At 68.2% G+C, this 22828-nt stretch carries 15 protein-coding genes and 2 pseudogenes; 3 read left to right on the top strand and 14 right to left on the bottom strand.

The window, feature by feature from the left end; all coding sequences use genetic code 11:
• Positions 1-98 precede the first annotated feature (98 nt).
• Both gabT and IMZ29_RS09030 read left to right on the top strand, forming a co-directional pair.
• Positions 99-1369 (top strand): annotated as a pseudogene (gene gabT, locus IMZ29_RS09035) (4-aminobutyrate--2-oxoglutarate transaminase).
• A gap of 10 nt (positions 1370-1379) precedes the next feature.
• Entirely contained in the window at positions 1380-2840 is a 1461-nt protein-coding gene (locus tag IMZ29_RS09030) for an NAD-dependent succinate-semialdehyde dehydrogenase (RefSeq protein WP_216182977.1), read from the top strand.
• 64 nt (positions 2841-2904) lie between these two features.
• Here the strand turns inward: IMZ29_RS09030 and IMZ29_RS09025 are convergent, their stop codons facing one another.
• A complete protein-coding gene (locus IMZ29_RS09025; RefSeq protein WP_216182974.1) occupies positions 2905-5070 on the bottom strand; it encodes a TonB-dependent receptor domain-containing protein in 2166 nt (721 codons plus the stop codon).
• An 85-nt stretch (positions 5071-5155) separates the two neighbouring features.
• The gene (locus IMZ29_RS09020) at positions 5156-6403 is read right to left on the bottom strand and encodes a TetR/AcrR family transcriptional regulator (protein ID WP_371820186.1); all 1248 of its coding nucleotides are present in this window, start codon (positions 6401-6403) and stop codon (positions 5156-5158) included.
• A gap of 140 nt (positions 6404-6543) precedes the next feature.
• Here IMZ29_RS09020 and IMZ29_RS09015 point away from each other — a divergent pair, with 140 nt between their 5' ends.
• Complete coding sequence (locus IMZ29_RS09015) at positions 6544-7308, top strand: SDR family oxidoreductase (RefSeq protein ID WP_216182973.1); 765 nt, start codon at positions 6544-6546, stop codon at positions 7306-7308.
• Here the strand turns inward: IMZ29_RS09015 and IMZ29_RS09010 are convergent.
• The 12 genes and pseudogenes from IMZ29_RS09010 to IMZ29_RS08955 form a co-directional block, all read right to left on the bottom strand.
• Entirely contained in the window at positions 7298-9070 is a 1773-nt protein-coding gene (locus IMZ29_RS09010; protein WP_216182971.1) for a long-chain-fatty-acid--CoA ligase, read from the bottom strand. The genes IMZ29_RS09015 and IMZ29_RS09010 overlap by 11 nt on opposite strands.
• A 20-nt stretch (positions 9071-9090) precedes the next feature.
• Positions 9091-10395: an MFS transporter gene (locus tag IMZ29_RS09005; RefSeq protein WP_216182969.1), complete on the bottom strand. Its 1305-nt coding sequence runs from the start codon at positions 10393-10395 to the stop codon at positions 9091-9093.
• On the bottom strand, positions 10392-11057 hold the full coding sequence (locus IMZ29_RS09000) for an alpha/beta hydrolase (protein WP_216182967.1): 666 nt from the start codon (positions 11055-11057) through the stop codon (positions 10392-10394). The genes IMZ29_RS09005 and IMZ29_RS09000 overlap by 4 nt, the downstream gene beginning before the upstream one ends.
• Positions 11054-11977: an alpha/beta fold hydrolase gene (locus IMZ29_RS08995; protein WP_216182965.1), complete on the bottom strand. Its 924-nt coding sequence runs from the start codon at positions 11975-11977 to the stop codon at positions 11054-11056. The genes IMZ29_RS09000 and IMZ29_RS08995 overlap by 4 nt, the downstream gene beginning before the upstream one ends.
• 7 nt (positions 11978-11984) lie before the next feature.
• Entirely contained in the window at positions 11985-13022 is a 1038-nt protein-coding gene (locus IMZ29_RS08990; RefSeq protein WP_216182962.1) for an ABC transporter ATP-binding protein, read from the bottom strand.
• Complete coding sequence (locus IMZ29_RS08985; RefSeq protein ID WP_216182960.1) at positions 13015-14100, bottom strand: ABC transporter ATP-binding protein; 1086 nt, start codon at positions 14098-14100, stop codon at positions 13015-13017. Before IMZ29_RS08985 ends, IMZ29_RS08990 begins: the two co-directional genes overlap by 8 nt.
• 2 nt (positions 14101-14102) lie before the next feature.
• Complete coding sequence (locus IMZ29_RS08980; protein WP_216182958.1) at positions 14103-15803, bottom strand: ABC transporter substrate-binding protein; 1701 nt, start codon at positions 15801-15803, stop codon at positions 14103-14105.
• Between the two features lie 32 nt (positions 15804-15835).
• Positions 15836-16732 (bottom strand): ABC transporter permease, encoded by an 897-nt coding sequence (locus tag IMZ29_RS08975; RefSeq protein ID WP_216182957.1) that lies wholly within the window; start codon positions 16730-16732, stop codon positions 15836-15838.
• On the bottom strand, positions 16732-17688 hold the full coding sequence (locus IMZ29_RS08970) for an ABC transporter permease (RefSeq protein ID WP_216182956.1): 957 nt from the start codon (positions 17686-17688) through the stop codon (positions 16732-16734). Before IMZ29_RS08970 ends, IMZ29_RS08975 begins: the two co-directional genes overlap by 1 nt.
• A gap of 429 nt (positions 17689-18117) precedes the next feature.
• Positions 18118-19269 (bottom strand): acyl-CoA dehydrogenase family protein, encoded by a 1152-nt coding sequence (locus tag IMZ29_RS08965; RefSeq protein ID WP_216182954.1) that lies wholly within the window; start codon positions 19267-19269, stop codon positions 18118-18120.
• A gap of 13 nt (positions 19270-19282) precedes the next feature.
• A complete protein-coding gene (locus tag IMZ29_RS08960) occupies positions 19283-20461 on the bottom strand; it encodes an acyl-CoA dehydrogenase family protein (protein WP_216182953.1) in 1179 nt (392 codons plus the stop codon).
• A gap of 43 nt (positions 20462-20504) precedes the next feature.
• Positions 20505-22595, bottom strand: a pseudogene (locus tag IMZ29_RS08955) (3-hydroxyacyl-CoA dehydrogenase NAD-binding domain-containing protein).
• Between the last annotated feature and the right edge of the window lie 233 nt (positions 22596-22828).

Here is a 22828-nt window from a genome sequence, read left to right as displayed (position 1 = left end):
GCATTGGCACCATGCGGTTGCACTAAGTGGACCTTATGCAAGGGGCCAATGGGCGCGCAGAATGCCGTCATCCTTCTTTCCTGCCGAGAGCCTGCCCCATGTCCCTCACGAACGATTCCTTGAAGCAACGCCGTCTGGCCGCCACGCCGCGTGGCGTTGGCGTCATGTGCGACTTCCATGCCGCGCGCGCGCAGAACGCCACGCTGTGGGACGTGGAAGGGCGCGAGTACATCGACTTCGCCGCCGGCATCGCCGTGCTCAATACCGGTCACCGCCATCCGCGCGTCGTCCAGGCCGTGAGCGAGCAGCTTGAGCACTTCACGCACACCGCCTTCCAGATCGTGCCGTACGAAGGCCCGATCACGCTGGCCGAGCGTCTGAACCAGCGCGTGCCGATCGGCGGCACCAACAAGACCGCGTTCTTCACCACCGGCGCCGAAGCCGTCGAGAACGCGATCAAGATTTCTCGCGCACACACCGGCCGCAGCGCCGTCGTCGCCTTCGGTGGCGCGTTTCACGGCCGCACGCTGATGGGTCTCGCGCTCACGGGCAAGGTCGTGCCGTACAAGGTGGGATTCGGTCCCTTCCCGGGCGAGGTCTACCACGTGCCCTTCGCCTCGGCGCTGAACGGCGTGTCCGCTGCCGACTCGCTGGCAGCCCTGGCCCAGCTCTTCAAGACCGACGTCGACCCCAAGCGCGTGGCCGCCATCATCGTCGAGCCTGTGCAGGGCGAGGGCGGCTTCAACGTGGCGCCCACGGAGCTGCTGCGAGGCCTGCGCCGCCTGTGCGACGAGCACGGCATCGTCTTCATCGCCGACGAGATCCAGACGGGCTTCGCCCGCACCGGTCGTCTCTTCGCCATGCAGCATCACGGCGTGGAGCCGGATCTGATCACGATGGCCAAGGGCTTGGCGGGCGGTCTGCCGCTGTCCGCCGTGAGCGGCCGCGCCGAGATCATGGATGCGCCAGCCCCGGGCGGCCTGGGCGGCACCTACGCCGGCAATGCGCTGTCCGTGGCGGCCGCGCACGCCGTGCTGGACGTGATCGAATCCCAGGATCTATGCGCGCGCTCCGCCGCGCTGGGTGAACGTGCCACGGCGCGCCTGAAGGACGTGGCCACGCGGGTGCCCGCGATGGCGAGGTGCGTGGGCTGGGCTCCATGCTCGCGATCGAATTCCGCGATCCCGCCACGGGCGCGCCGGATGCCGCCTTCCTGCAGGGCGTGCTCCAGCGCGCCCTGGATCAGGGTCTGCTGCTGCTATCCTGCGGCATGTACGGCAACGTCATCCGCCTGCTGTATCCCCTCACGATCGAGGACGCGCAGTTCGACAAGGGCCTGGATATCCTCGCCCGCGCCCTCGAGGCCTAGGAAGACTGATATGTCCCAACGTTTGACACTTTCCCGTCCCGACCTCCTGCGCGAGGCCTGCCTGCTGGGCGACGGCTGGTACGCCCCGTCGGGGGGCGCCACGCTCGAGGTCATGGATCCCTACACGGGCGAGACGCTCGCTCGCGTGCCCAGCCTGGGCGCGGTCGAGACCGAGACGGCGATCGCTGCCGCCGAAGCCGCGCTGGCCGAGTGGTCGGGCCGCACGGCCAAGGCGCGCAGCCAGGTGCTGCGCCGCTGGTCCGATCTGATGCTCGCGCACCAGGACGACCTGGGCCGCATCCTCACGGCTGAGCAGGGCAAGCCACTGGCCGAAGCCAAGGGCGAGATCGCGTATGCCGCCTCATTCCTGGAGTGGTTTGCCGAGGAAGCTCGGCGCATCGACGGTGAGATCGTGCAGCCGACGGTGGCCAGCCAGCGGCTGCTGGTGCTGCGTCAGCCGATCGGGGTATGCGCGGCGATCACGCCGTGGAACTTCCCGGCGGCGATGATCACACGCAAGGTCGGCCCCGCGCTGGCGGCCGGCTGCACCATGATCGTGAAGCCCGCTGAAGCCACACCGCTCACCGCGTTGGCCTTGGGTGTGCTGGCGCTCGAAGCCGGCGTGCCGGCTGGCGTGTTCCAGGTGATCACGGGCCAGCCGCGCGAGATCGGCGAGACGCTCACCGCCAGCCATGCGGTGCGCAAGCTGAGCTTCACCGGCTCCACCCAGACGGGGCGCGTGCTGATGCGCCAGTCAGCGGACACGATCAAGAAACTCTCGCTGGAGCTCGGCGGCAATGCGCCGCTCATCGTGTTCGAGGATGCGGATATCGACGCGGCCGTGGCCGGCATCATCGCCTCCAAGTTCCGCAACGCGGGCCAGACCTGCGTCTGCGCCAACCGCGTCTACGTGCACGACAGCATCTACGACGACGTGGCGCGCAAGCTCGTGGCCGAAGTCGAGAAGTTTCGCGTGGGCGACGGCATGGCCGAGGGCACCACGCACGGCCCGCTCATCAACGAGGCCGCCGTGCGCAAGGTCGAGGAACACATCGCCGACGCCTTGGCGCATGGCGCGAAGGTGCTGACGGGGGGCACGCGTGCGGGCGACACCGGTACGTGCTTCACGCCCACCGTGCTGGCCGACGTGCCTGCCAACGCCCTGTGCGCGCGCGAAGAGACGTTCGGGCCGGTAGCACCGCTCTTTCGCTTCACGGACGAAGCCGACGTGGTGCGCCAGGCCAACGATACGATCTTCGGCCTCGCGGCCTACATCTTCACGCGGGACCAGGCGCGTACGTGGCGCGTGGGCGAGGCGCTGGAGTACGGCATGGTCGGCGTGAACACCGGCCTCATCTCCAACGAAGTGGCACCGTTCGGTGGCGTCAAGCAATCCGGCCTGGGCCGCGAAGGCTCACGCCACGGTATCGAGGAATACCTCGAGCTCAAGTATCTCTGCGTGCAGCTCTGATACGCCGTGCAGAAACGCGGGGGGCGGGCCGGGGCACCGGCCCGCCCCCCGTACGCTTTCTGGCTTAGAACGCGTAGCTCGCGCCCATGCCCGCGCTCCAGTTGCGACCCGGCGCGGATTCGAAGAAACGGCCGTTGCCGTCGTTGACGATGACCGAGCCCGCGTACTTGCGGTCAAAGAGGTTGTCCACTCGGCCGAACGCATCCCACGACCACGGGCCCTGGCGCCAGCGGTAGCCCACGCTCGCACCCGCCACCAGATAGGATGGCGCGGCATCCTCGTTCGCGTCGTTGACGAACACCTGATCCTGATAGCGCACGTCGACACCGGCGCGCCAGCCCTCGGGCGGCGCCCAGTCGAGCGCGGCGAAGGCCGTGTGGCGGGCAATACCGGGAATGCGGTTGCCGCTCACGATAGGGTTCTGCCCGCAGGCTGCGGGCGCGCACACGTCGTCGCGATAGCGCGCATCGAGCCACGCATACGAGGCCCGCAGCTGCCAGTCGCCGACCAGCGCGCCGGCCCAACTGAGCTCGGCGCCATGGCGGCGCGTGCGGCCCGCGTTCTGGAAGGTCGAGCGCCCGCCGCTCGCCACCGCCGTGACGATCTCGTCTTCCGTACGGGTCTGGAAGACGGCGGCGGTGAGGGTGCCGCCTGCGATCGCGGCCTTGGCACCCAACTCCACGCTGGTATTGGTGGCCGGGCGCAGGTCGAAGTTCAGGCCTGCCTGGCCATCCGCGCGATACGAGATCTCGTTGAGGGTGGGCGTCTCGAACCCGCGGCCCACGGCCGCATACAGGTTCAGGTCCTCGGTGGCGGCAAAGCGCAGCGCGGCCATGGGCAGGAGCTTGCGATAGCGTGCATCGCCGCTGTCGTCCCCATTCACGCCGACGATGTAGTGATCGTTGGAGCGAAAGCGGATGTGGCTCCAGCGCACGCCGGCGTCCAGCGTCCAGCGCGGCGCGAAGGCCCACGAGCCCTGAACGTACGGATCGAGATTGCGGACGCGGTTGGTCTCGTCGCGGCGCAGCGCGCCCATGACGCCCAGTTCGCGGCCGGCCGGCGTATCCACATAGTTCAGATAGCCCTGGCGATCCTCGCGCATCTGGTCATAGGCCACGCCGCCGATCAGGGTGAGCGCCTGGCCGGCCAGTTGACGCTCGGCCGTCCAGCGCAGATCCGCCCCGGCATAGTCGCGTTCCAGGTCGATGACGCCGCCCGCGTGAAGGGGGCTTTGTTGCGGGGCAGGGGGGATGGAGAGGAACTGCTGCGTCGAACGGGTACCCACGTACAGCATGGCCGAGAGCGTGTCGTCCGTTGTCACCCGGTGCTCGTAGCGCAAGCCGCCTTGCGTCTGGCGCACCGTCTTGCGGGTGTTGTACTGCTGCGCCAGCGGCGCCACGCGGGGCGTGTCGTCGAACTGCGCGCGCGTGAGGCCCAGCGGATCCTGCGCGGACAGGTCGACATGGTTGGCAATGATCGTCAGGCGCCGGTCGTCGTCCAGCTGCAGATTGAGCTTGGCATTGGCCTGGTTGCGGCGCGAGGCACTGTGATCCCGATAACCATCCGTGGTGGTGCGATTGACCCCGAGCGTGTAATCGAACACACCCGCACCGGTGTCGTTGGCGCCTTGCGCCGTCAGGCCGTAGCGCCGCATGCCGTGGCTGCCTGCCGCGAAGGAGGCGCCCACTGATGGCGGGCGTTCGCCGTCGCGCGTGAACACCTGGATCACGCCGCCCGAGGCATTGCCGTAGAGCGCGGAGAAAGGCCCGCGCAGCACTTCCACGCGATCGGTCGTGGCGATCTCGATGTTCGACGTCTGGCCCTGGCCGTCCGGCATGGTGGCGGGAATGCCGTCCACGTACAGCCGCACGCCGCGCACGCCGAAGCTCGAACGTGCGCCAAAGCCGCGGATGGAGATCTGCAGATCCTGTGCGTCGTTCTGGCGATCCTGGATCTGCATGCCCGCCAGACCCGTGAGGCTCTCAGCGAGATCCACCTGTGGTTGCCGATCGCGCATGGTGTCGCCATCGATGCTGTCCACCGAGGCGGGCGTGTCGAACACGATGGTTTCTGTGCGCGTGCTGCTCACCACCACCGGGGCCAGCGTGCCGGCGTAGGCACCTCCCGCGGCAGTGGCCGGTTGCGGTTGCGCCTGGGCCAGGCACAGGGCTGGTGCGGCGAGAAGGAGGGCGGCGGGAGCGCGATGGCGCGTCTTGGCGTAGGGAGGCATGGCGCGTCGGATAGCAAGATCGAGACCCTGCATCATACGGGGCTGGTACTGTCCGGCGGCATCGGTCCGCCTTGCGCCAAGAACGCTAGGCAGCGCTGCGCAAGCCCAGCAGCATGGGCCGCACGAACAGGCGCGGCACATTCTCGGACGATGCCTGGCTCACCCAGTCGCGCAATTCCGACGCGTTGTTGATCGTGGCCGTGGCGACTTGCGCGGCAAGCAAGGGATCGAGCGGGCGCACGGAGCCGTCGATCATGCCGTCCACGATGTCGCCGGCGATGCGCTGGGTGACACGGCGCATGTCGGCCATCACGTCCAGACGCTGCGACAGATCTGACAGCACGGTGGTGGCGCCCATGCGCAGCAGCGGCCCGGCCGGCGAGAGCTGAAAGGCCACGAGTGCCCGCACGATGGCCGAGGTGCGCTCCCAGCCGTTGCCACCGTCCGTGCGCGAGGCCTCGATGGCGCGACGGATGACGTGGAAGGTGCGCTCGAAGCAGCGCAGCACCACGTCTTCCTTGTTGTCGTTGTGGTGGTAGAACGCGCCCTTGGTGACGTTCAGGCGCGCGGAGATCTTGTCCACGGAGGCGCCGCGGTAACCCTGTTCGTTCACGAGCTCGGAGGCCGCGCGCAGAAAGGCTTCCGCCGTGGCCTGCGGCTCATCGACGAGTGCCCAGTGCGGCGCGGCGTCGTCGGCGTCCTGCCAGGACGTGCCGGGGGCCGCGATGCCATGGAGCACGATGTCGCTCACGCGATCGGCCATGCGTTCATACTCGTCGGCGTCGAAGTCGTGCGTCCAGGTGCGCATCCAGTGCGAGATCGACAGGACGTAATGCGCGCGGGCGTTCAGGTTGGCCCGCGGCACCACGGGTGCATCAGGCGCTGAGATCAGGGCGCGCACCTGACGAAAGAGGGTGGTGTAGGCCGTGGACACTTCCTGGAAGTACGGATCCGGAAGCGCCCGCAGATCGTTCAGCTGCACGAGCGCGGGCGTCGTCCCCCGCGCGGTGTCTGCCAGCCGTGCGGCATGGCCACGAAAGAAGGCGTGGATGCGCGCATCCAGCCCCGGCGCCTCGGCTGCGGCACGCGTCGTCTCGGCCAGCGCCTCGATGGTGCGGTGGATGCACGCGGTGGCGAGCTGCTCCTTGCGCCGGTAGTAGTAGGTGACGCTCGTCGTGATGAGACCGACGCGTGCGGCGATGTCGGACAGCGTCGCGCCCTTGACCCCCATCTGGTTGAAAAGGCTGGCGGCGGCATCCAGGATGGCATCGCGCTTGGCCTGGAACCGCGGGCTCTGCGGGCGGGTGGTCTGGGTCATCAGGGCGTTGGACACGGTCGATAAAAAACTCGGTATGCCTTGAATGATAGGGTATCTTGGTTCACCATTCGCAGGAAAGCGCGGTCAACCCGAAGATTCGAATAATCAGTTCGCCTCCGCCGCGCGCCAATGAGGCGAACACCCGGAGGATTCCCATGTCGTTGTTCTCGCTCGATGGCAAGGTCGCCATCATCACCGGATCGTCCCGTGGCATCGGCAAGGCCATTGCCGAACGCATGGCCGAGCAGGGTGCCAAGGTCGTCATCTCCTCGCGCAAGGCGGACGCCTGCCAGGCCGTGGTGGATGCCATCGATGCCCGGCATGGCGCCGGCACCGCCATCGCCGTGCCGGCGAACATCTCGTCCAAGGACGATCTGCGCCGGCTCGTGGATACCACCCAGGAACGCTTCGGCCGCATCGACACCGTCGTCTGCAACGCGGCCTCGAATCCCTACTATGGCCCCTTGGGCGGCATCGAGGACGATCAGTTCCGCAAGATCCTCGAGAACAACGTGATCGCCAATCACTGGCTGATCCAGATGGCCGTGCCACAGATGATCGAGCGCAAGGACGGATCCATCATCATCGTCTCCTCCATCGGCGGGCTGCGCGGCTCGCCGGTCATTGGTGCCTACAACATCTCCAAGGCGGCAGATTTCCAGCTCGCGCGCAATCTGGCGGTGGAGTATGGCAAGCACAACATCCGTGTGAACTGCATCGCGCCGGGCCTGATCCGCACGGACTTTGCCCGCGCGCTGTGGGAGGACCCGGAGGCCCTGAAGCGCCGCACGGCCACCACGCCGCTGGGCCGCATCGGCGAGCCCGACGAGATCGCCGGAGCCGCCGTGTTCCTGGCCTCGCCGGCCGCCACCTTCCTCACGGGGCAGTCCATCGTGATCGACGGCGGCGTCACGATCTGATCGCAGCAGGCGCGTCCGCCGCCTCGCGCGGCGGCACTTCGCGAGCGAGCGCGACGAACTCGTCGATGCGCTCCCGCACGGCCTTCTTGTCGAACTTGCCCACGCTGGTGCGCGGGATCTGGTCCACCAGCGCCACGAGCCTGGGCACCATCCACGCGGTGATCTTGCCCGTGCGCACGCCGTGTTCGACGAGAAAGTCCACCACGTCCGCTTCGGTGGCATCGAACCCCTGACGGATCTGCACCAGCGCCAGGGGGCGCTCGCCCCAGATGGGGTCCGGCACGCCCACCACCGTGGCCTCCAGCACGAAATCCGCCATGGCGATCAGGTTCTCCAGCAGCACGGTAGGCACCATCTCCGCACCGCTGCGGATCACGTCCTTGATGCGGTCGGCGATCACGATGATGCCTTCTGAATCCACGGTGGCGATGTCACCGGTGTGGAACCAGCCGTCGTGCCAGACTTCGGCCGTCTTCTCGGCGTTCTCGTAGTAGCGCTCCGTCACCCACGGCCCGCGCATGACGATCTCGCCGATGCTCTGGCCGTCACGCGCCACGGGGCGGCCGCTCTCGTCGACGACCTGGACTTCCAGGCCCGGGATGGGGATGCCGGTCTTCACCATCATCTCGTCCACGCGCGCCTTGCCCCAGTCCACCATGTGCTTCTTCACGAAGGCCGTGATGGCTACGGGCGCCGTCTCGGTCATGCCATAGCCCGAGCTTACCTGGAAGCTCGGCAGGAGCTTCTCGAGCTTGGCCTTGAGGCCCAGCGGCAGCGCGCCACCGCCCACGCCCACGCGGGTGAGGCTGGAGAGGTCATAGCGGTGCAGCTCGGGGTAGGCCACGAGCATGGCGGCAATGGTGGGCACCACCCCGACAGAAGTCACCTTCTCTGTCTGCACGAGCTCGCAGAAGCCCTGCACGGTGAAGGTGCCGGGCAGCACCACCTTCTGCGCGCAGAACACGGAGGTGAACGGCGCGCCCCAGCCGTGCGCGTGAAAGAGCGGTGTGTTGAGCAGCGGCACCGTGTTCTCGCCCAGACGTTCCTGCGTGCTGTGCGCCGGGGTGTTGGACATGCTCTGCGCGGCCAGCGAATGCAGGGCCATGAGGTAGAGCTGGCGGTGCGTGAAGACGGCCCCCTTGGGCAGCCCGGTGGTGCCGGTCGTGTAGCACAGCGTGGCGTTGGTGTTCTCGTCCAGATAGGCCCAGGCGTGCTCGGCGGATTCGGCGGCGATGAGGTCTTCGTAAGCGATGAGGCCCGGGATGCGGGAGGCCGGCAGGCCGGGGTCGTCCGACATCACCACCACCTGGCGAACCACGTCGCTCACCTTGTCCCAGATGGCGTCCAGCAGCGGCAGTGCCGTGTCGTCCACGAAGAGGGTGTGATCCTGCGCGTGGCGGATGGTGTAGGCCACGTGCTCGGGCGAGAGCCGGATGTTGATGGCATGCAAGGTGGCGCCCACGCCAGGCACGGCGTAGTAGAGCTCCAGGTGCCGGTGGGTGTTGAAGGCCATGGTGCCCACGCGATCGCCCAGGGCGGGCGGCGCGCCGGGGCGCACGCCAAGTGGGCCGGTCAGCGCGTTGGCGAGTCGGCACACGCGCTCGTGCCACTGCCGCCAGGTGAGCCGGGTGTAGTGGCCCGTCTGGTGATGGCGGTAGACCACGCCGATCTGCTCGGGATAGAGCGCCACGGGCCGCTTCATGAGCGTGGTGAGCAAGAGCGGGTAGCGCGAGCTGAATTCGGGGTAGGCGCGATCGTCCATGCGAATCTCCGGGCGGCAGATCAGGGTTGGCGGGCGGGCTGGGTGCGAAAGCGTGGCTCGGGCACCCGCAGGATGGCGGCCAGCGCGAGCACCTTGACGGCGATGGCGATGGCAAAGAGGGGAATGAAGCCGGCACTCTCGGCAATGACGCCACCCAGGATCGGGCCGGTGGCCATCATCGCGTAGCAGGCGGTGTCGGACACGGCGATGCGCATGGGCAGGTCCGCGCGCGTGCCGAACTCCAGCACCAGATTCTGCGCGCTCAGCTGAAAGCCGCCGTGCCCCGCGCCCAGGGCGGCAAAGGCCAGCGCGAAGCCGGCCAGGGTGTCGTTGGCCAGCAGCAATGCCGTGCCGGCGGCCCAGAGGCTCACGCTGGCGAGGAACACCGCGCGATTGCCGCGGCGATCGGCGAGCCGGCCCCAGGCAAGGTTGCTGACCGTCTGTGCGAGCAGGAAAGACAGCGAGAGCACCGCGAGCGAGGTGCCGGTGAGTGCGAGAAAGCGCCCGGTGTAGATCGCGTAGAAGGGCACGCCCACCATGCCGAGCGCGGCCAGGGCGCGGGCGATGAAGAATCGAGTGAAGGCCGGATCCGCGCGCAGCAGATCCGGCAGCTCGCGCAGGCTGCCGAGGAAGGGGCGGCGGCCATGGACGTCCGGCGAAGGCGGTTCCCGCACGAAGCTCAATGCGCTGATGCCCAGGCTCGTCAGGATGAAGGCGACGAAGAAGGTGCTCGCATAGCCGTTGCCGAAGGCCTGATGCTCCACCAGGTAGCGACCGCCTGCCCAGGCCACGGCCGCTGCCGCGAGCCCGCCCAGAAAATTGCGCATGCCGGTCAGGCGCCCGCGTTTGTTGACAGGGATCACCTTGGACATGAGGAAGTGAAAGCTCACCCCCTGCATGCCGCCGAAGAAGCCGAAGAGGCCGAGAAAGAGGCAGGCCGCCACCAGCGCGGCGGCGCCGTCCAGCAGCCAGGCCGACACCGCAAGCCCGAGAATCTGGGCGCGCATCAGCCAGCCCACGAGATACACCATCGGCATCACCCGATGACGATGCTCGATCAGCGTGGCTCCCCAGATGGACGACATGGCCATGCCGAGGAACTGCGCCGAGAGGGCGATGCCCACCGCCAGTTGCGAGCCCGACAGCAGGTAGATGTAGGCCGGCACGAAGGTGGGTGCGCTCACCAGCCGAAAGCCCGTCATGCCCAGCATGCCGTGCGCGAGGTTGGCGATGTAGTTGCGCTTCAGATCGCGCAGCACCTGGGCGCGATAGGCGCGCTCGGTCAGAGCACCCGGGACAGTCTCGGGCGCAGCGAGGGGTTTCATGATGGTTGGCCGTGTGGCGCGTGCGCGTAGGCTTGCAAGGCATCGTCGAAGGCCGTCCACTCCAGGCCCAGCGCAGCGGTGACGGCGACGAGCCATTCGGGCTGTTCGCGCGCACACAGGGTGACCGGGCGCGGCAGCGGCGAGCGCATGTCGGCGAGCATCGCGTAGTGGGCGGCGTAGCTCGGCGGGCGGGCGTCCGTGGCTAGATCCGCCAGGGCGAAGGGGTCGGGCGCGCCGACGCGGCTGGTGTCGACCACAGGAATGTAGGGATGTTTCGTATGCGTGCCACCGCCCGACAGCCCAGGCCCGTCGCGCAGGATGGCGCCATGCACGGCCTGCGGGCGTGCGCCGGCCAGGAGCAGGGCGATGTAGCCGCCCAGGCCCCGACCGCAGACTGTGGCTTCGCCCAGGCGGGCAAGCGCGATGTCCGCGTCGGCGAGCAGCAGCTCGCACGTATAACCGCCGCCGCGCGGGATCTGGGATTCTCCGTGGCCGGTGAAGTCCAGGGCATGCACCGCGCCGGGCCACCCGGCGCAGTCGGCGGGCAGCGTGCGCGGCGCGCGCTCGCCCAGGCCGTGCAGGAGGAGCAGGGCGCGCCCGGGACCCGGCTTGAGCGTGTGCAGGGCGAGGCGAATGCGATTGTGCTGCAGGTACTCGATCATGCGCGCAGGAAATCGATGACGAGCGCCGCGGTGTCCTGCGGCCGCTCGATGTGGATGAAGTGGCCGGTGTCCTGCATGACCTCGATGCGGGTGCTGGACGGCAGCCAGGGGGCGAGCTCGTCGGCGGTGACGTCCCAGCCCATGGGCTCGGTGACCGTGCCGAACACCGCCAGCATGGGGATGGGAAAGCCCGGCAGCCGATCCGTGATCCAGCGCGATCGGAACGGGCCGAAGCCGCCCGAGCGCAGGGTGGGATCGATCTTCCAGCGCCAGCCATCCGGATCGCGCCGCGCGCCCAGCGTGACGAGATAGCACAGCCATTCGTGCGACAGGCGCGGGTTCATGCGGGCCCGTCGGCGAGCGAGATCCTCCAGCGCGCCGGGCTTGCGCACGGCCCGGTCCGCGCCATGGCGGTGATCCAGCCAGTCGGCGATCTTCTCGGCTGTCATGGACTTGGTCTCACGCATGGCCGTCTCGGGATGCTTGCTGCGGTAGGGCAGGCCGTCGAGTGCGACGAAGCGCGTGAAGCGGTGGGGCAGCGCCTGGATGGCGTGGGCGAGCATCGAGCCGCCCTTGCTGTGACCGATCGCGGGGCACGGCTCGCGTGTGGTGGCATCGATCACGGCGAGCATGTCGCGCTCGTCGGCCACCCAGCTGTAGAGGTCGGTGTGGTCCGAATCGCCGTGGCCGCGCTGGTCGTAGGCCACCACCCGGTAGCCGGCGTCGGCGATCAGCGGCGCGAAGCCATCGAAGGTGCGCGCGAAGTCCATGGCCCCGTGCACGAGCAGCAGCGGCGGCGCGTCGGCCGCACCCCATTCGTAGGTGGCCAGCGTGATGCCGTTGGCCTCGATGCGGCGCTGGCGATCCGGCGCGCGGGCGCCGGGAAAGACGTGACGGGTAATCTCGTCGTCGTACGGCATGGGGTTCCTAGGCATGGCCCGCAGTGGGCAGGTGACGCAGATGGCAGGCGACGAGGCGGTCGCTGCCCGCCACCGGTTGCAGGGGGGGATCTTCCTGCTGGCAGACCGGCATGGCATGCGGGCAGCGCGGGTGGAAGCGACAGCCCGAGGGCGGCCGCAGCGCGCTCGGGACTTCACCGGTGAGCTTCACACGGGCGCGCGTCGCCTCCACCGCCGGGTCCGCCACCGGGATCGCTGAGAGCAGGGCCACGGTGTAAGGGTGCTGGGGATCGTCGTAGAGCGCGTCGCGATCCGCCACCTCGACGATGCGGCCCAGGTACATCACCGCGATCCGGTTGCTGATGTGGCGCACCACCGCCAGATCGTGCGCGATGAAGATGTAGGTCAGACCCAGCTCGCGTTGCAGGTCCATGAAGAGATTGACGACCTGCGCCTGGATGGAGACGTCCAGGGCCGAGACCGACTCGTCACAGACGATGAGATCCGGGTTCAGCGCGATGGCGCGCGCGATGCCGATGCGCTGGCGCTGGCCACCGGAGAACTCGTGCGGATAGCGCTCGGCCATCTGCGGCAGCAGGCCGACGAGCTCCAGCAGCTCGGCCACCCGCTTGCGGTAGGCGTCGCGCCCGCCCGTGCAGCCGTGGATGCGCAAGGGCTCGCCCACGATGTCGGCCACGCGCATGCGCGGGTTGAGCGATCCATACGGGTCCTGGTAGACCATCTGCGCGCGCCGCCGAAAGCGATGCACGTCGGCCTTGTCCATGTCGGCCAGGGGCTGGCCGTCGAACGCGATGCGCCCGCGCGTGACGGGCGACAGGCCCAGCACCGCCAGGCCCGTGGTCGATTTGCCGCAGCCGCTTTCGCCGACCAGGCCGAGCGTCTCGCCGCGTCGCACATGAAAGGACACGCCGTCGACCGCCTTGATGGCGGCCACCTGGCGCTGGACGAACACGCCCCGGGTGATGGGAAAGTGGACGGCGAGATCGTCCACCTGGAGGAGAGGCGCGCCGTGCGGCGCCTGGGGGGCTGGGGCGAGTTCAGGCATGGGCATCGGCGAAGCAGGCCTTGAAGTGATCGGCGGAGACGGCTTCGAGCGCAGGACGCTCGGTGCGGCAGCGCGGCATGGCGAGTCGGCAGCGGGGGGCGAAGGCACAGCCCGGCGGCAGGTTGGCCAGATCCGGGGGCTGGCCTTCGATGGGCACCAGGCGCTCGTCGGCGTGCGCGTCCAGCCGTGGCACGGACGCCATGAGGCCACGGGTATAGGGATGGCGCGGCGCGCGATACAGCTGGCGCGCGGGCGCGATCTCGACAATGCGCCCGGCATACATGACAGCCACGCGATCGGCGTAGCGTGCCACCACACCCAGGTCGTGGGTGATGAGGATGAGCGCCGAGCGGGTCTCCTCGGTGAGCGACTTGAGAATGTCGAGCACCTGCGCCTGCACGGTCACATCCAGGGCCGTCGTGGGCTCATCCGCGATGATGAGCCGGGGACGGCACGCGAGCGCCATGGCGATCATCACGCGCTGGCGCATGCCCCCGGAGAACTGATGCGGGAAATCGTTCACCCGGCGCTCGGCGTCGGGAATGCGCACCTCGCGAAAGAGCTCCGTGGCGCGCGCGAGCGCGTCGTCCCAGGCCATGCCCCGATGCAGGTTGAGCGGCTCTGCCACCTGCATGCCGGCGGTCATGGCGGGGTTGAGCGAGGACATCGGCTCCTGGAAGATCATGGCCGCCTTGTTCCCGCGCACGCGGCGGATGCCCGCCTCGTCCAGGGCGAGCAGATCCTCGCCTTCCAGGTGAATCTGGCCGCTTTCGATGCGCCCGGGCGGCGAGGGGATCAGGCGCAGCAACGACAGCGCCGTGACGCTCTTGCCGGAGCCGGATTCGCCCACGAGCGCGAGGGTCTCGCCCGCGGCGAGATCGAAGGAAATGCCATCGACCGCCTGCACCGTGCCGCGTTCGGTGCGAAAGCAGGTGACGAGATCGCGCACCCGCAGGAGGGGAGGCTCCGGCGCGCCGGGCGTGACGGTGTCGGGCGAGGGCTCCGCGCCCGTGGTGCCGGACGGCAGCAGCCGGCCGGTGGGGGGCGTGGCAAAGCGGCGCAGGAAGGGCAATCGCATGGCTAGTACCCCATCTTCTTCTTGAGATCCTGATCGATCCAGATCCGGGCGTAGATCGGACCGGGTTTGACGGCGCCGGCGCGCAGCTCGCCGTCATAGTTCTTCACCCACGGCCACCAGGCGCGATAGATGTAGGGCGTCGGCAGGTACACATAGGCGGCATCCTCCAGCGCCATGCGCGAGAGCTCGCGCATCATCTCCTGACGCTTGGTCTCGTCCTGCTCCAGGAAGACCTTGGCCATGCCCGCTTCGAAGTCCTCGTTGTGCCACTTGGACACGTTCCAGGGATCGCCCTTGGTGAAGCTGTTGCGCAGCGCCGTGGTCGGGTTGCTGTGGCCCTTCTGGTGCATGTAGGCCGCGGTGTGCGTGGAGGCATTCATGGCCCCGAAGTACGCGGCGTACTCCATCGGCACGATCTCCATCTTCACGCCGATCTGCTCGTAGTACGCGGCCAAGAGCGGCATCAACTCCATGTGCGAGGTATTGCAGGCGCAGACTTGCGCCTTGAAGCTGAAGCCCTTGGGGTAACCGGCCTCGGCGAGCAGCTTCTTGGCCTCGTCCGGGTTGTACTCGAAGAGCGCGCGGATGCTGTCGGGCATGTTCTCCAGCGGCTCGTAGTAGCCCACGTAGTCCGGATGCAGCGGGAAGGCGAGCTTCTGGGCATTGCCTTGATACAGGGCGTCGACGATCTCCTGCTTGTTGACAGCCATGTTCATGGCGCGCCGCACGCGCACGTCGTCGAAAGGCTTGGCGTCATTGCGCAGCGCGAGCAGGTAGCCCGCATGCATGAGCGAGCGCCGCCACTGCAGATCCGGTGCGCTCTTCTTCAGTTCGTCCACCGCGCTCCAGCGAATCTGCTCCATGATGTCCACGCGGCCCGTGCGCAGCAGCGAGAGCTGCGTGCTTTCGTCCTTCACGGTGCGGTAGGTGAAGGAATCGATGAAGGGCAGCTTGTAGGACTCACCGCCGATGGTGGTGGTGTCCCAGTAATCCGCGTTGCGCTCATAGCGCGCGGCATTGCCCTGCGTGTAGGCCGTGAGCCGGAAGGGCCCGCTGCCATTGATGTTGCGCCAGTCGGAGATGCCCTTCTCCACCACCTCGCGCGGATAGATCTGGGCGTAGTAGCCGTAGCCGAAGCGATAGTCCCACTCGGCGTTGAACTTGTTCATGTGGAACGTGACCGAGTGCGGCCCGGTGGCCTCGGCGCGGTCGACGTGATCGAAGTACCCCGGCACCTTGCGCGGGCTGTTGTTCGCGCGCTCGAAGCTGTAGACGACGTCCTCGGCCGTGAGCTCACGCGCGGCCATCACCCCTTCCTTGGCGGGGAACATGACGCCCTTGCGCAGCGTGATCTCCACGCGCAGCGGGTCTTGCTTGACCTCCCAGCTTTCGGCGAGCTCGCCGCGCATGGCGTCGGTCGCGAGCCAGGCATCGGGCTCGAAGTTGTACTTGCCGCCGCGACTCTGGGCCTTGTCCAGGTCGCCCGCGAAGAGCGATTCGTAGATGTGGCCGGCGTCGTTGTTGATCTTCCAGACGAAATCCGCCGGATCCCAGGTCAGCGCATTGAGGGTGGGGTAGTAGTTGATGATCTCGAGGTGGCCGCCGTGGCGCGGCGTCTCGGCGGCGTGCGCACCGGTGGCCAGGGCAAGGGCAGCCACCAGCGGCAGGCAACGCAGGGCGATTCGGGTCCGGACAGGGGTCATGCGGGTCTCCTGGGTAGGGGTGGCGGCGACGTTCATCGCGTGCCGCGCATTCTCGGATCGAGCAGATCGCGCAAGGCGTCGCCGAACACGTTGATCGAGTAGACGACGAGGGTCAGGCACAGGCCCGGCACGATGGCCAGCCAGGGGGCCTGGAAGAGATAGCTGCGGCCGCTGCCAGACAGCATGCCGCCCCAGGTGGGGGCGGGCGGGGGCACGCCCAGTCCGAGGAAGGACAGCCCAGATTCGGCGAGGATGGCCGCGCCCACGCGGGTGGTGAAGAGAATGATGATGGGCGGCATGATGTTGGGCAGGATGTGCCGCCACAGGATGCGGCCCGTCGAGGCGCCCAGCGACTTGGCGGCATGCACGTACATGTTCTCGCGCACCGAGATGACCGCGCTGCGGATGATGCGCGAGCCGCCGATGCCCATCAGCAGGCCCAGCGCGATGATGATCTGCGGCATGCCCGGGCCGAACACCGACACGATGACGATGAGGATGACGAGATCGGGAAAGCTCATCCAGGCATCGACGAAGCGCTGCGTGACCATGTCGCGCCGCCCGCCCGCATAGCCGCTCACCACGCCGATCACCACCGAGACCACCGTGGCGAGCACGGCAGCCGACACCCCGACGATGACGGAGAGCTGCGCGCCGAACAACGTGCGCGAGAGCATGTCGCGGCCCAGGAAGTCGGTGCCGAAGGGGTACTCCCACGAGGGCGGCTTCAAGCGGTTGAGCGGGCTGATCTGGTTCAGGCCGTAGGGCGCGAGGATGTCTGCGAAGGCCCCGCACAGCAGGAAGAGCACGAAGACCACGGCACCGAAGGCGCCGAGGGGCTTGTCGCGAAAGAGCCGGCGCACGAACCCGGCGGGCACGGGCGGCGCACCCGCGGTACGGGCGGCAGCAGTAGGCAGGACGGCGCTCATCAGCCATACCTCACTTTGGGATCGAGCCAGCCGTAGCTGAGATCGATGAGCAGGTTGATGAGCATCACGAGGAGCCCCACCACCAGGAAGACGCCCGTGACGATGGGGTAGTCACGCGTACTCACCGCATCGAGCAGGAGCAGGCCAATGCCCGGGATGACGAAGATCTGCTCGAGGATGACGGCGCCGCCGATGAGGATGGGCGCCTGCAGACCGATCAGCGTCACGACGGGGATCAACGCGTTGCGCAGCGCATGCCGGATCACGATGCGCCGCTCGCTCAGCCCCTTGGCCCAGGCCGTGCGGATGTAGTCCTGGCGCAGCACCTCGAGCATCATCGTGCGCGTCATGCGCATGGTGATCGCCGCGAGCGAGGTGCCCAGGATGATCGCCGGCAGCAGCATCTGCGAGAGGTTGTGCATCGGATCCGTGAAGAAGGGCACGTAGCGGATCTCGGGCGTCCAGCCCCACCAGATCGAGGGCAGCACCATGGCGAGCGTGCCCAGCCAGAAGCTCGGAATGGCGAGCAGCAGGATGGACAGCGATCGGGTGACATAGTCGATGGCCGTGTCCTGCCGGATCGCGGCGAAGATGCCGATCGGAATGGCCACGGTGAGCGAGACGAGCAGGGAGAGCAGGCCGAGCTCGAGGGTGACTGGCATGCGTTCGAGCAAGGTCTGGGTCACGGAAGTGCCCGTCCAGAGCGAGGTGCCGAAATCCCCGCGCAGCACGATGTCCGTGCTCCAGCTCAGGTATTGCGCCCACATGGGGCGGTCCAGGCCGAGGGCGGCGAGCAGCTTGGCCCGCGCCGTCGGGTCGGCCGTCATGCCGTTGTCGCTTAGCATGAGATCGATCACGTCGCCCGGGATGAGCCGCACCGACATGAAGACGATGATGCTCGCGAAGAACAGGGTGGGCGCGAGCGAGGCGAGCCGGCGCCAGGCGTAGCCACTCATACGTGCCTCCCGAGAAAGTTATCTTCCGGAATGCGCCTACATACCCTGGAATCGATTCTGGTCATTCGACGACGAGCGGCCATGGCCGTGCCCTCCGTTCAGGTTGCCGGAAACGTGCCGGCCAGCGAGGCCGGGGGATGGTGCAGGGCGCGCAGCGCGCCCACGGGCCCGCCTAGGCGGGTGCGGGGCGGCTGCCGAGAAGTCGAGATGGGGCGGGGGCTGCAGGGTGCTGGGTCATGCCTGTCTCCTGTCGTCTTGCGGTGCGGCATTGCGCCGGACCGCTGTCGCTGACAGACACGCGGATGCGGCCTGCCAGCGTTGCGCGTGCTTCTACGTGCACGTCGCGAGTCCCACGTCCTGACTCTATCACACGTACCGTCGGTTCTAACTCGACGTCTAGCCAGGGTTAACGCCAAGCCGTCTTGCGTGCTACGCGGCCACCTGCAGGGCTGCAGCCGGGGCCTGGCTTTCGGCCATGAAGCGACGCAGGTGGTGATCCGTGTCGCCCAGCGTGAGCTCGATTGCCGCCATGCGGCGCACCGCGTGCGTCATGGCGAGCTCGTCGGTCATGCCCATGCCGCCGTGCAGCTGAATGCCCTGCTGCCCGACATAGCGCATGGCCTTGCCCACCCGTGCCTTGGCCGCTGACACATGGCGCCGGCGCACGCTTTCGTCCTGGCCGTCCACGCTGGCCAGCGCGAGCAGCGTGATCGAACGGGCCTGCACGAGGTGCGTGGTCATGTCCACCATGCGGTGTTGCAAGGCCTGGAAGCTGCCAATGGGCTGGCCGAACTGCTGACGCGTCTTGAGGTAGGCAAGGGTGTCGTCGTTGATGCGCGTCATGAGTCCGATGGCCTCGCCGCAGAGCAGCGCGCAGCCGTAGTCTGTGGCCGCCTCCAGCACCGCCCAGCCCTGGCCCGCGGTGCCCAGTCGGGCGCTGGCCGGCACCCGCACGGCGTCGAGCTCGACGCTGGCAACCCGCTGGCCATCCAGGCTCGGCCTATCGGTCGTCCGCAGCCCGGGCGTGTCGGCCGCGACCAGGAAGAGACTGATGCCGTCGCGCTCACGCGGGCCGCCGCCGGTGCGTGCGCTCACCACGAGGTGACTGGCCTGGGCGCCGTGCGCGACGGCGCTCTTGTGGCCTTGAAGCACATAGCCGTCACCCTTGGCCGTGGCACTCGTGCGCACCTCGAGCAGATCGTGCCGCGCCGCAGGCTCGGCGAACGCGCATGCCAGCACGGCCTGGCCGGTCGCAACCGCCGACAGCAGGGGATGCCCGCCCGTGAGCGCCAGGACACGGGCGGCTAGCCAGGTCGACTGCCAGGGCTCGGCCACCATGCCGCGCCCGAGTTCCGTCAGCAGGGGCAGCAGGTCCAGCGCGCGCGCCCCCAGGCCGTCGTGGGCTTGCGGCACGGGCAGCGCAAGCACGCCGAGATCGGCCAGCCCGCGCCACACGTCGTCGCTCGTGCCGGTGGCCGAGGCGAGGATGGTGCGACGCGTGTCGAAGCTGTAGCGCTCTGCGGCCCAGCGGCGCACGCTGTCGGCAAACTGCACAAGCTCGTCGTCGTAGCGAAAGTCCATGAGGTGTCTCCGGTCAGAGTCCGAGAATCATCTTGGCGATCACGTTCTTCTGGATCTCGTTGGAGCCCCCGAAGATCGTGATCTTGCGCAGATTGAAGTAGTGAGCAGCGAGCGCGGCCGCGCCGTCGTCGTCTGCGCTCGTGTCGCTGGCCTCGGTGCGCCAGGGCAGGGCGGCAGGGCCTGCGGCTTCGAGAAAGAGTTCGCTGATCGCCTGCGAGATCTCGGTGCCAGTGATCTTCAGGATGGACGCCTCGGCGCCGATCTTCTGGCTGGCGCCTTCGGCCACCAGCGAGAGTGCCGTGATCTCCAGCGCCATCAACTCCATCTCGACATCGGCCACGCGGCGCATGAAGACCGGATCTTCGTCCAGGGGCTTGCCGTTCACGCGGCGCTCGCCGGCAAAGCGCTTGAGCCTGGCGATCTCGCGCTTGGAGTGGCCAATCGCGGCGATACCGGTGCGTTCGTGTCCGAGCAGGAACTTGGCGTACGTCCAGCCCTGGTTCTCCTCGCCCACGCGGTTGGTCACCGGCACGCGCACGTCGTCGAAGAACACGTCGTTGACCTCGTGTGCGCCATCCAGCGTGATGATCGGGCGCACGGTGATGCCGGGCGTGGTCATGTCGATGAGGAGAAAGGAGATCCCGGATTGCCGGTTGCCCTCGGTGCTCGTGCGCACCAGGCAGAACATCATGTTGGCGTGCTGGGCCAGCGTGGTCCAGGTCTTCTGGCCGTTGACGACGTAGTGGTCGCCGTCACGCACGGCGCGCGTTTTCAACGAGGCGAGGTCAGAGCCCGCGCCCGGTTCGGAATAGCCCTGGCACCACCAGTCGTCGGCGTTGAGGATGCGCGGCAGGTAGTGGCGCTTCTGTTCTTCGCTCGCGAAGTGCATGAGCACGGGGGCGAGCAGATTCACGCCGAAGCCAAGCACCGGCGGCGCGCCGGCCTGTGCGCATTCCTCGGCCCAGATGTGGCGCTGCAGGGGGCTCCAGCCCGTGCCGCCGTACTGCACCGGCCAGCCGGGTGCGACCCGTCCATGTTGGTTGAGCAGGCGCTGCCAGCCGATGGCCTCGTCGCGTGTGAGGCGCTGGCGGGTCAGGATCTTGTGCTGCAGATGGGCAGGCAGGTGCTCGCGCAGGAACTGCCGGGCTTCGTCGCGAAAGGCCTCGTCGGCCGCGGTGTAGTCCAGATCCATCCAGGGTCTCCTTGGTGGCACATCAGGGGGCGGGCAGGTGCCGCTAGGCGAACGTGCGGCCCTCCTCGGCCAGACGTACGAGCAGCGGGGCGGGCGTCCAGGCGGCACGGTCTGCACCCGGGGTGTCGGCAAAGCGTTGCAGGGCTTTCACCACGGCAGGCAGGCCGACCTCGTTGGCGTACTGCATGGGGCCGCCCCGGTGGCGCGGGAAGCCATAGCCGTTGAGGTAGACGACGTCGATGTCGGAGGCCCGCGCAGCGATGCCTTCCTCCAGGATGCGGGCGCCTTCGTTGACGAGGGCATAGATGCAGCGTTCGACGATCTCGGCATCCTCGACGCGGCGCGGCGTGATGCCGTGCTCCGTGCGGAATGCCGCGATCATGGCCTCGACGTCGGGATCCGGCAGTGGCTCACGGCTGCCTTGCGCATACCGGTACCATCCCGCGCCCGTCTTCTGGCCGAATCGGCCGGCTTCGCAGAGCACGTCGGCCACCACCCGCCGATAGGCGGCGGGATTGGCCTGCGCGCGGCGCTTGCGGCCAGCCCAGCCGATGTCCAGGCCGGCCAGGTCGCCCATGCGATACGGGCCCATCTTCAAGCCGAAATCCTGCAGCGCACCGTCCACCTGCTGCGGCAGGGCACCCTGGTTGATGAGATCAGCCGCGGCCGCGCCATAACGGCCCACCATGCGGTTGCCGATGAAGCCTTCGCACACGCCGGACACCACGGCCACCTTGCCCATGCGCCGGGCCAGCGTCATGGCCGTGAGCAGCACGTCGTCGGCGGTGCGCGCACCCCGCACCACTTCGAGCAGACGCATGACGTTGGCCGGGCTGAAGAAGTGCAGGCCGATCACGTCCTGCGGACGCGCGGTGAAAGCCGCGATCTGGTCGATGTCCAGGGCTGACGTGTTGGACGCGAGGATGGCGCCCGGCCGGCGATGGCGTCCAGCCGGCGAAACACCTGCTCCTTCACGCCCATGTCCTCGAATACGGCTTCGATGACGAGATCGACGTCGCCGAGTGCGGCATCGTCCAGGGTGCCGGTGATGCCGGCCAGGCGCTCCTCGAAGGCGGCGGGCGTGAGCGTGCCCTTGTCCACCTTGGCTGCGTAATTGCGCCGGATCGTGGCGAGCCCGCGCTCCAGGGCCTGCGCCGTGGTTTCCAGGAGCACGACGGGGATGCCCGCGTCGCGCAGGCTCATGGCGATGCCACCGCCCATGGTGCCTGCCCCGATCACGCCGACGCGAGTGACGGGGCGCGCCTGCGTGCCGGGGGCAAGATCGGCAATCTTGCCGGCCGCCCGTTCCGCGGCAAAGGCGTGGCGCAACGCGCGGGACGCGGGCGTATCCATGAGTCGCACGAAGGCGTCGCGTTCGGTCTGCAAGGCGTCCTCGAAGGACTGCGTGAGGCCTGCCGCGGCGGCGTCCAGGCACGCCGCAGGGGCGGGCTGCCCTGCGCTCGGGGGGCGGCAGGCGATCGCGCGCTGCCGCGAGTGCGGCTTGCGCTTCAGCCACGTCGAGCGGGACGTCGCGCGTTCGGCGCCAGGCACGTTGGCCCGCGGCGGCCTCCCGGGCCAGCGTGAGCGCGGCGCCCTGCAGGTCCTCGGTCACGACGGCATCGAGCAGGGGCGTGTCGGCCAGGGCGCTCGCCCGCTGGGGCTGGCCACTGAGCATCATCTTCAGGGCGCGTGCCATGCCGAGCAGCCGGGGCAGGCGCTGCGTGCCGCCGGCGCCCGGGATCAGACCCAGGTGGATCTCCGGCAGGCCCAGCCGTGCGTCGGCCAGGGCCACGCGCAAGTGAGCCCCGAGGGCAAGTTCGAGACCGCCGCCCAGGCAGCTGCCGGCAATGGCCGCGATCACGGGCTTGGGGCTGTCCTCGATCGCGGCGATGAGCGCTGGCAGTCGCGGCGCCTGGCCTGCAGCGGCGGTGCCGAATTCCCGGATGTCCGCGCCTGCCGAGAAGTCCTGGGCCGCGCCAATGAGCACGACGGCAGAGACGGCCGGGTCGGCCTGCGCCTGCGTCAGGGCTGTCATCGTGGCGTCGCGCAAGGTATGCGACAGTCCGTTGACGGGCGGGTTGTCCAACGGAATCACGGCAATGCCGTGATGGATCTCCACGCGTGCAGCAGCCATGACCGGTGTCTCCTCGGTGGGACGGTTTCAGTTCTGCCATGCAGAACATACCGTCTTTTTGATTGAAGTCGATCCTATCAGAGCGTTTTGCATTCCGTGAGTACGAAGTTCTGCTGTGCAGAACCAGATTTGTAAGCGACGGCGGAGCGGTCACGCGTACTTGGGGTATCCCCCAAAAGAGGGATTGATGCCCCACGCCGGCTGTGTAACACTGCGCTACTTTCTGGCCTAGG

The sequence above is a fragment of the Verticiella alkaliphila genome, from assembly GCF_018904615.1.
Classification (GTDB): domain Bacteria; phylum Pseudomonadota; class Gammaproteobacteria; order Burkholderiales; family Burkholderiaceae_B; genus Verticiella; species Verticiella alkaliphila.
The sequence above is the reverse complement of the archived record's forward strand: the minus strand, read 5'-3'. Positions and strand labels throughout refer to the sequence as shown.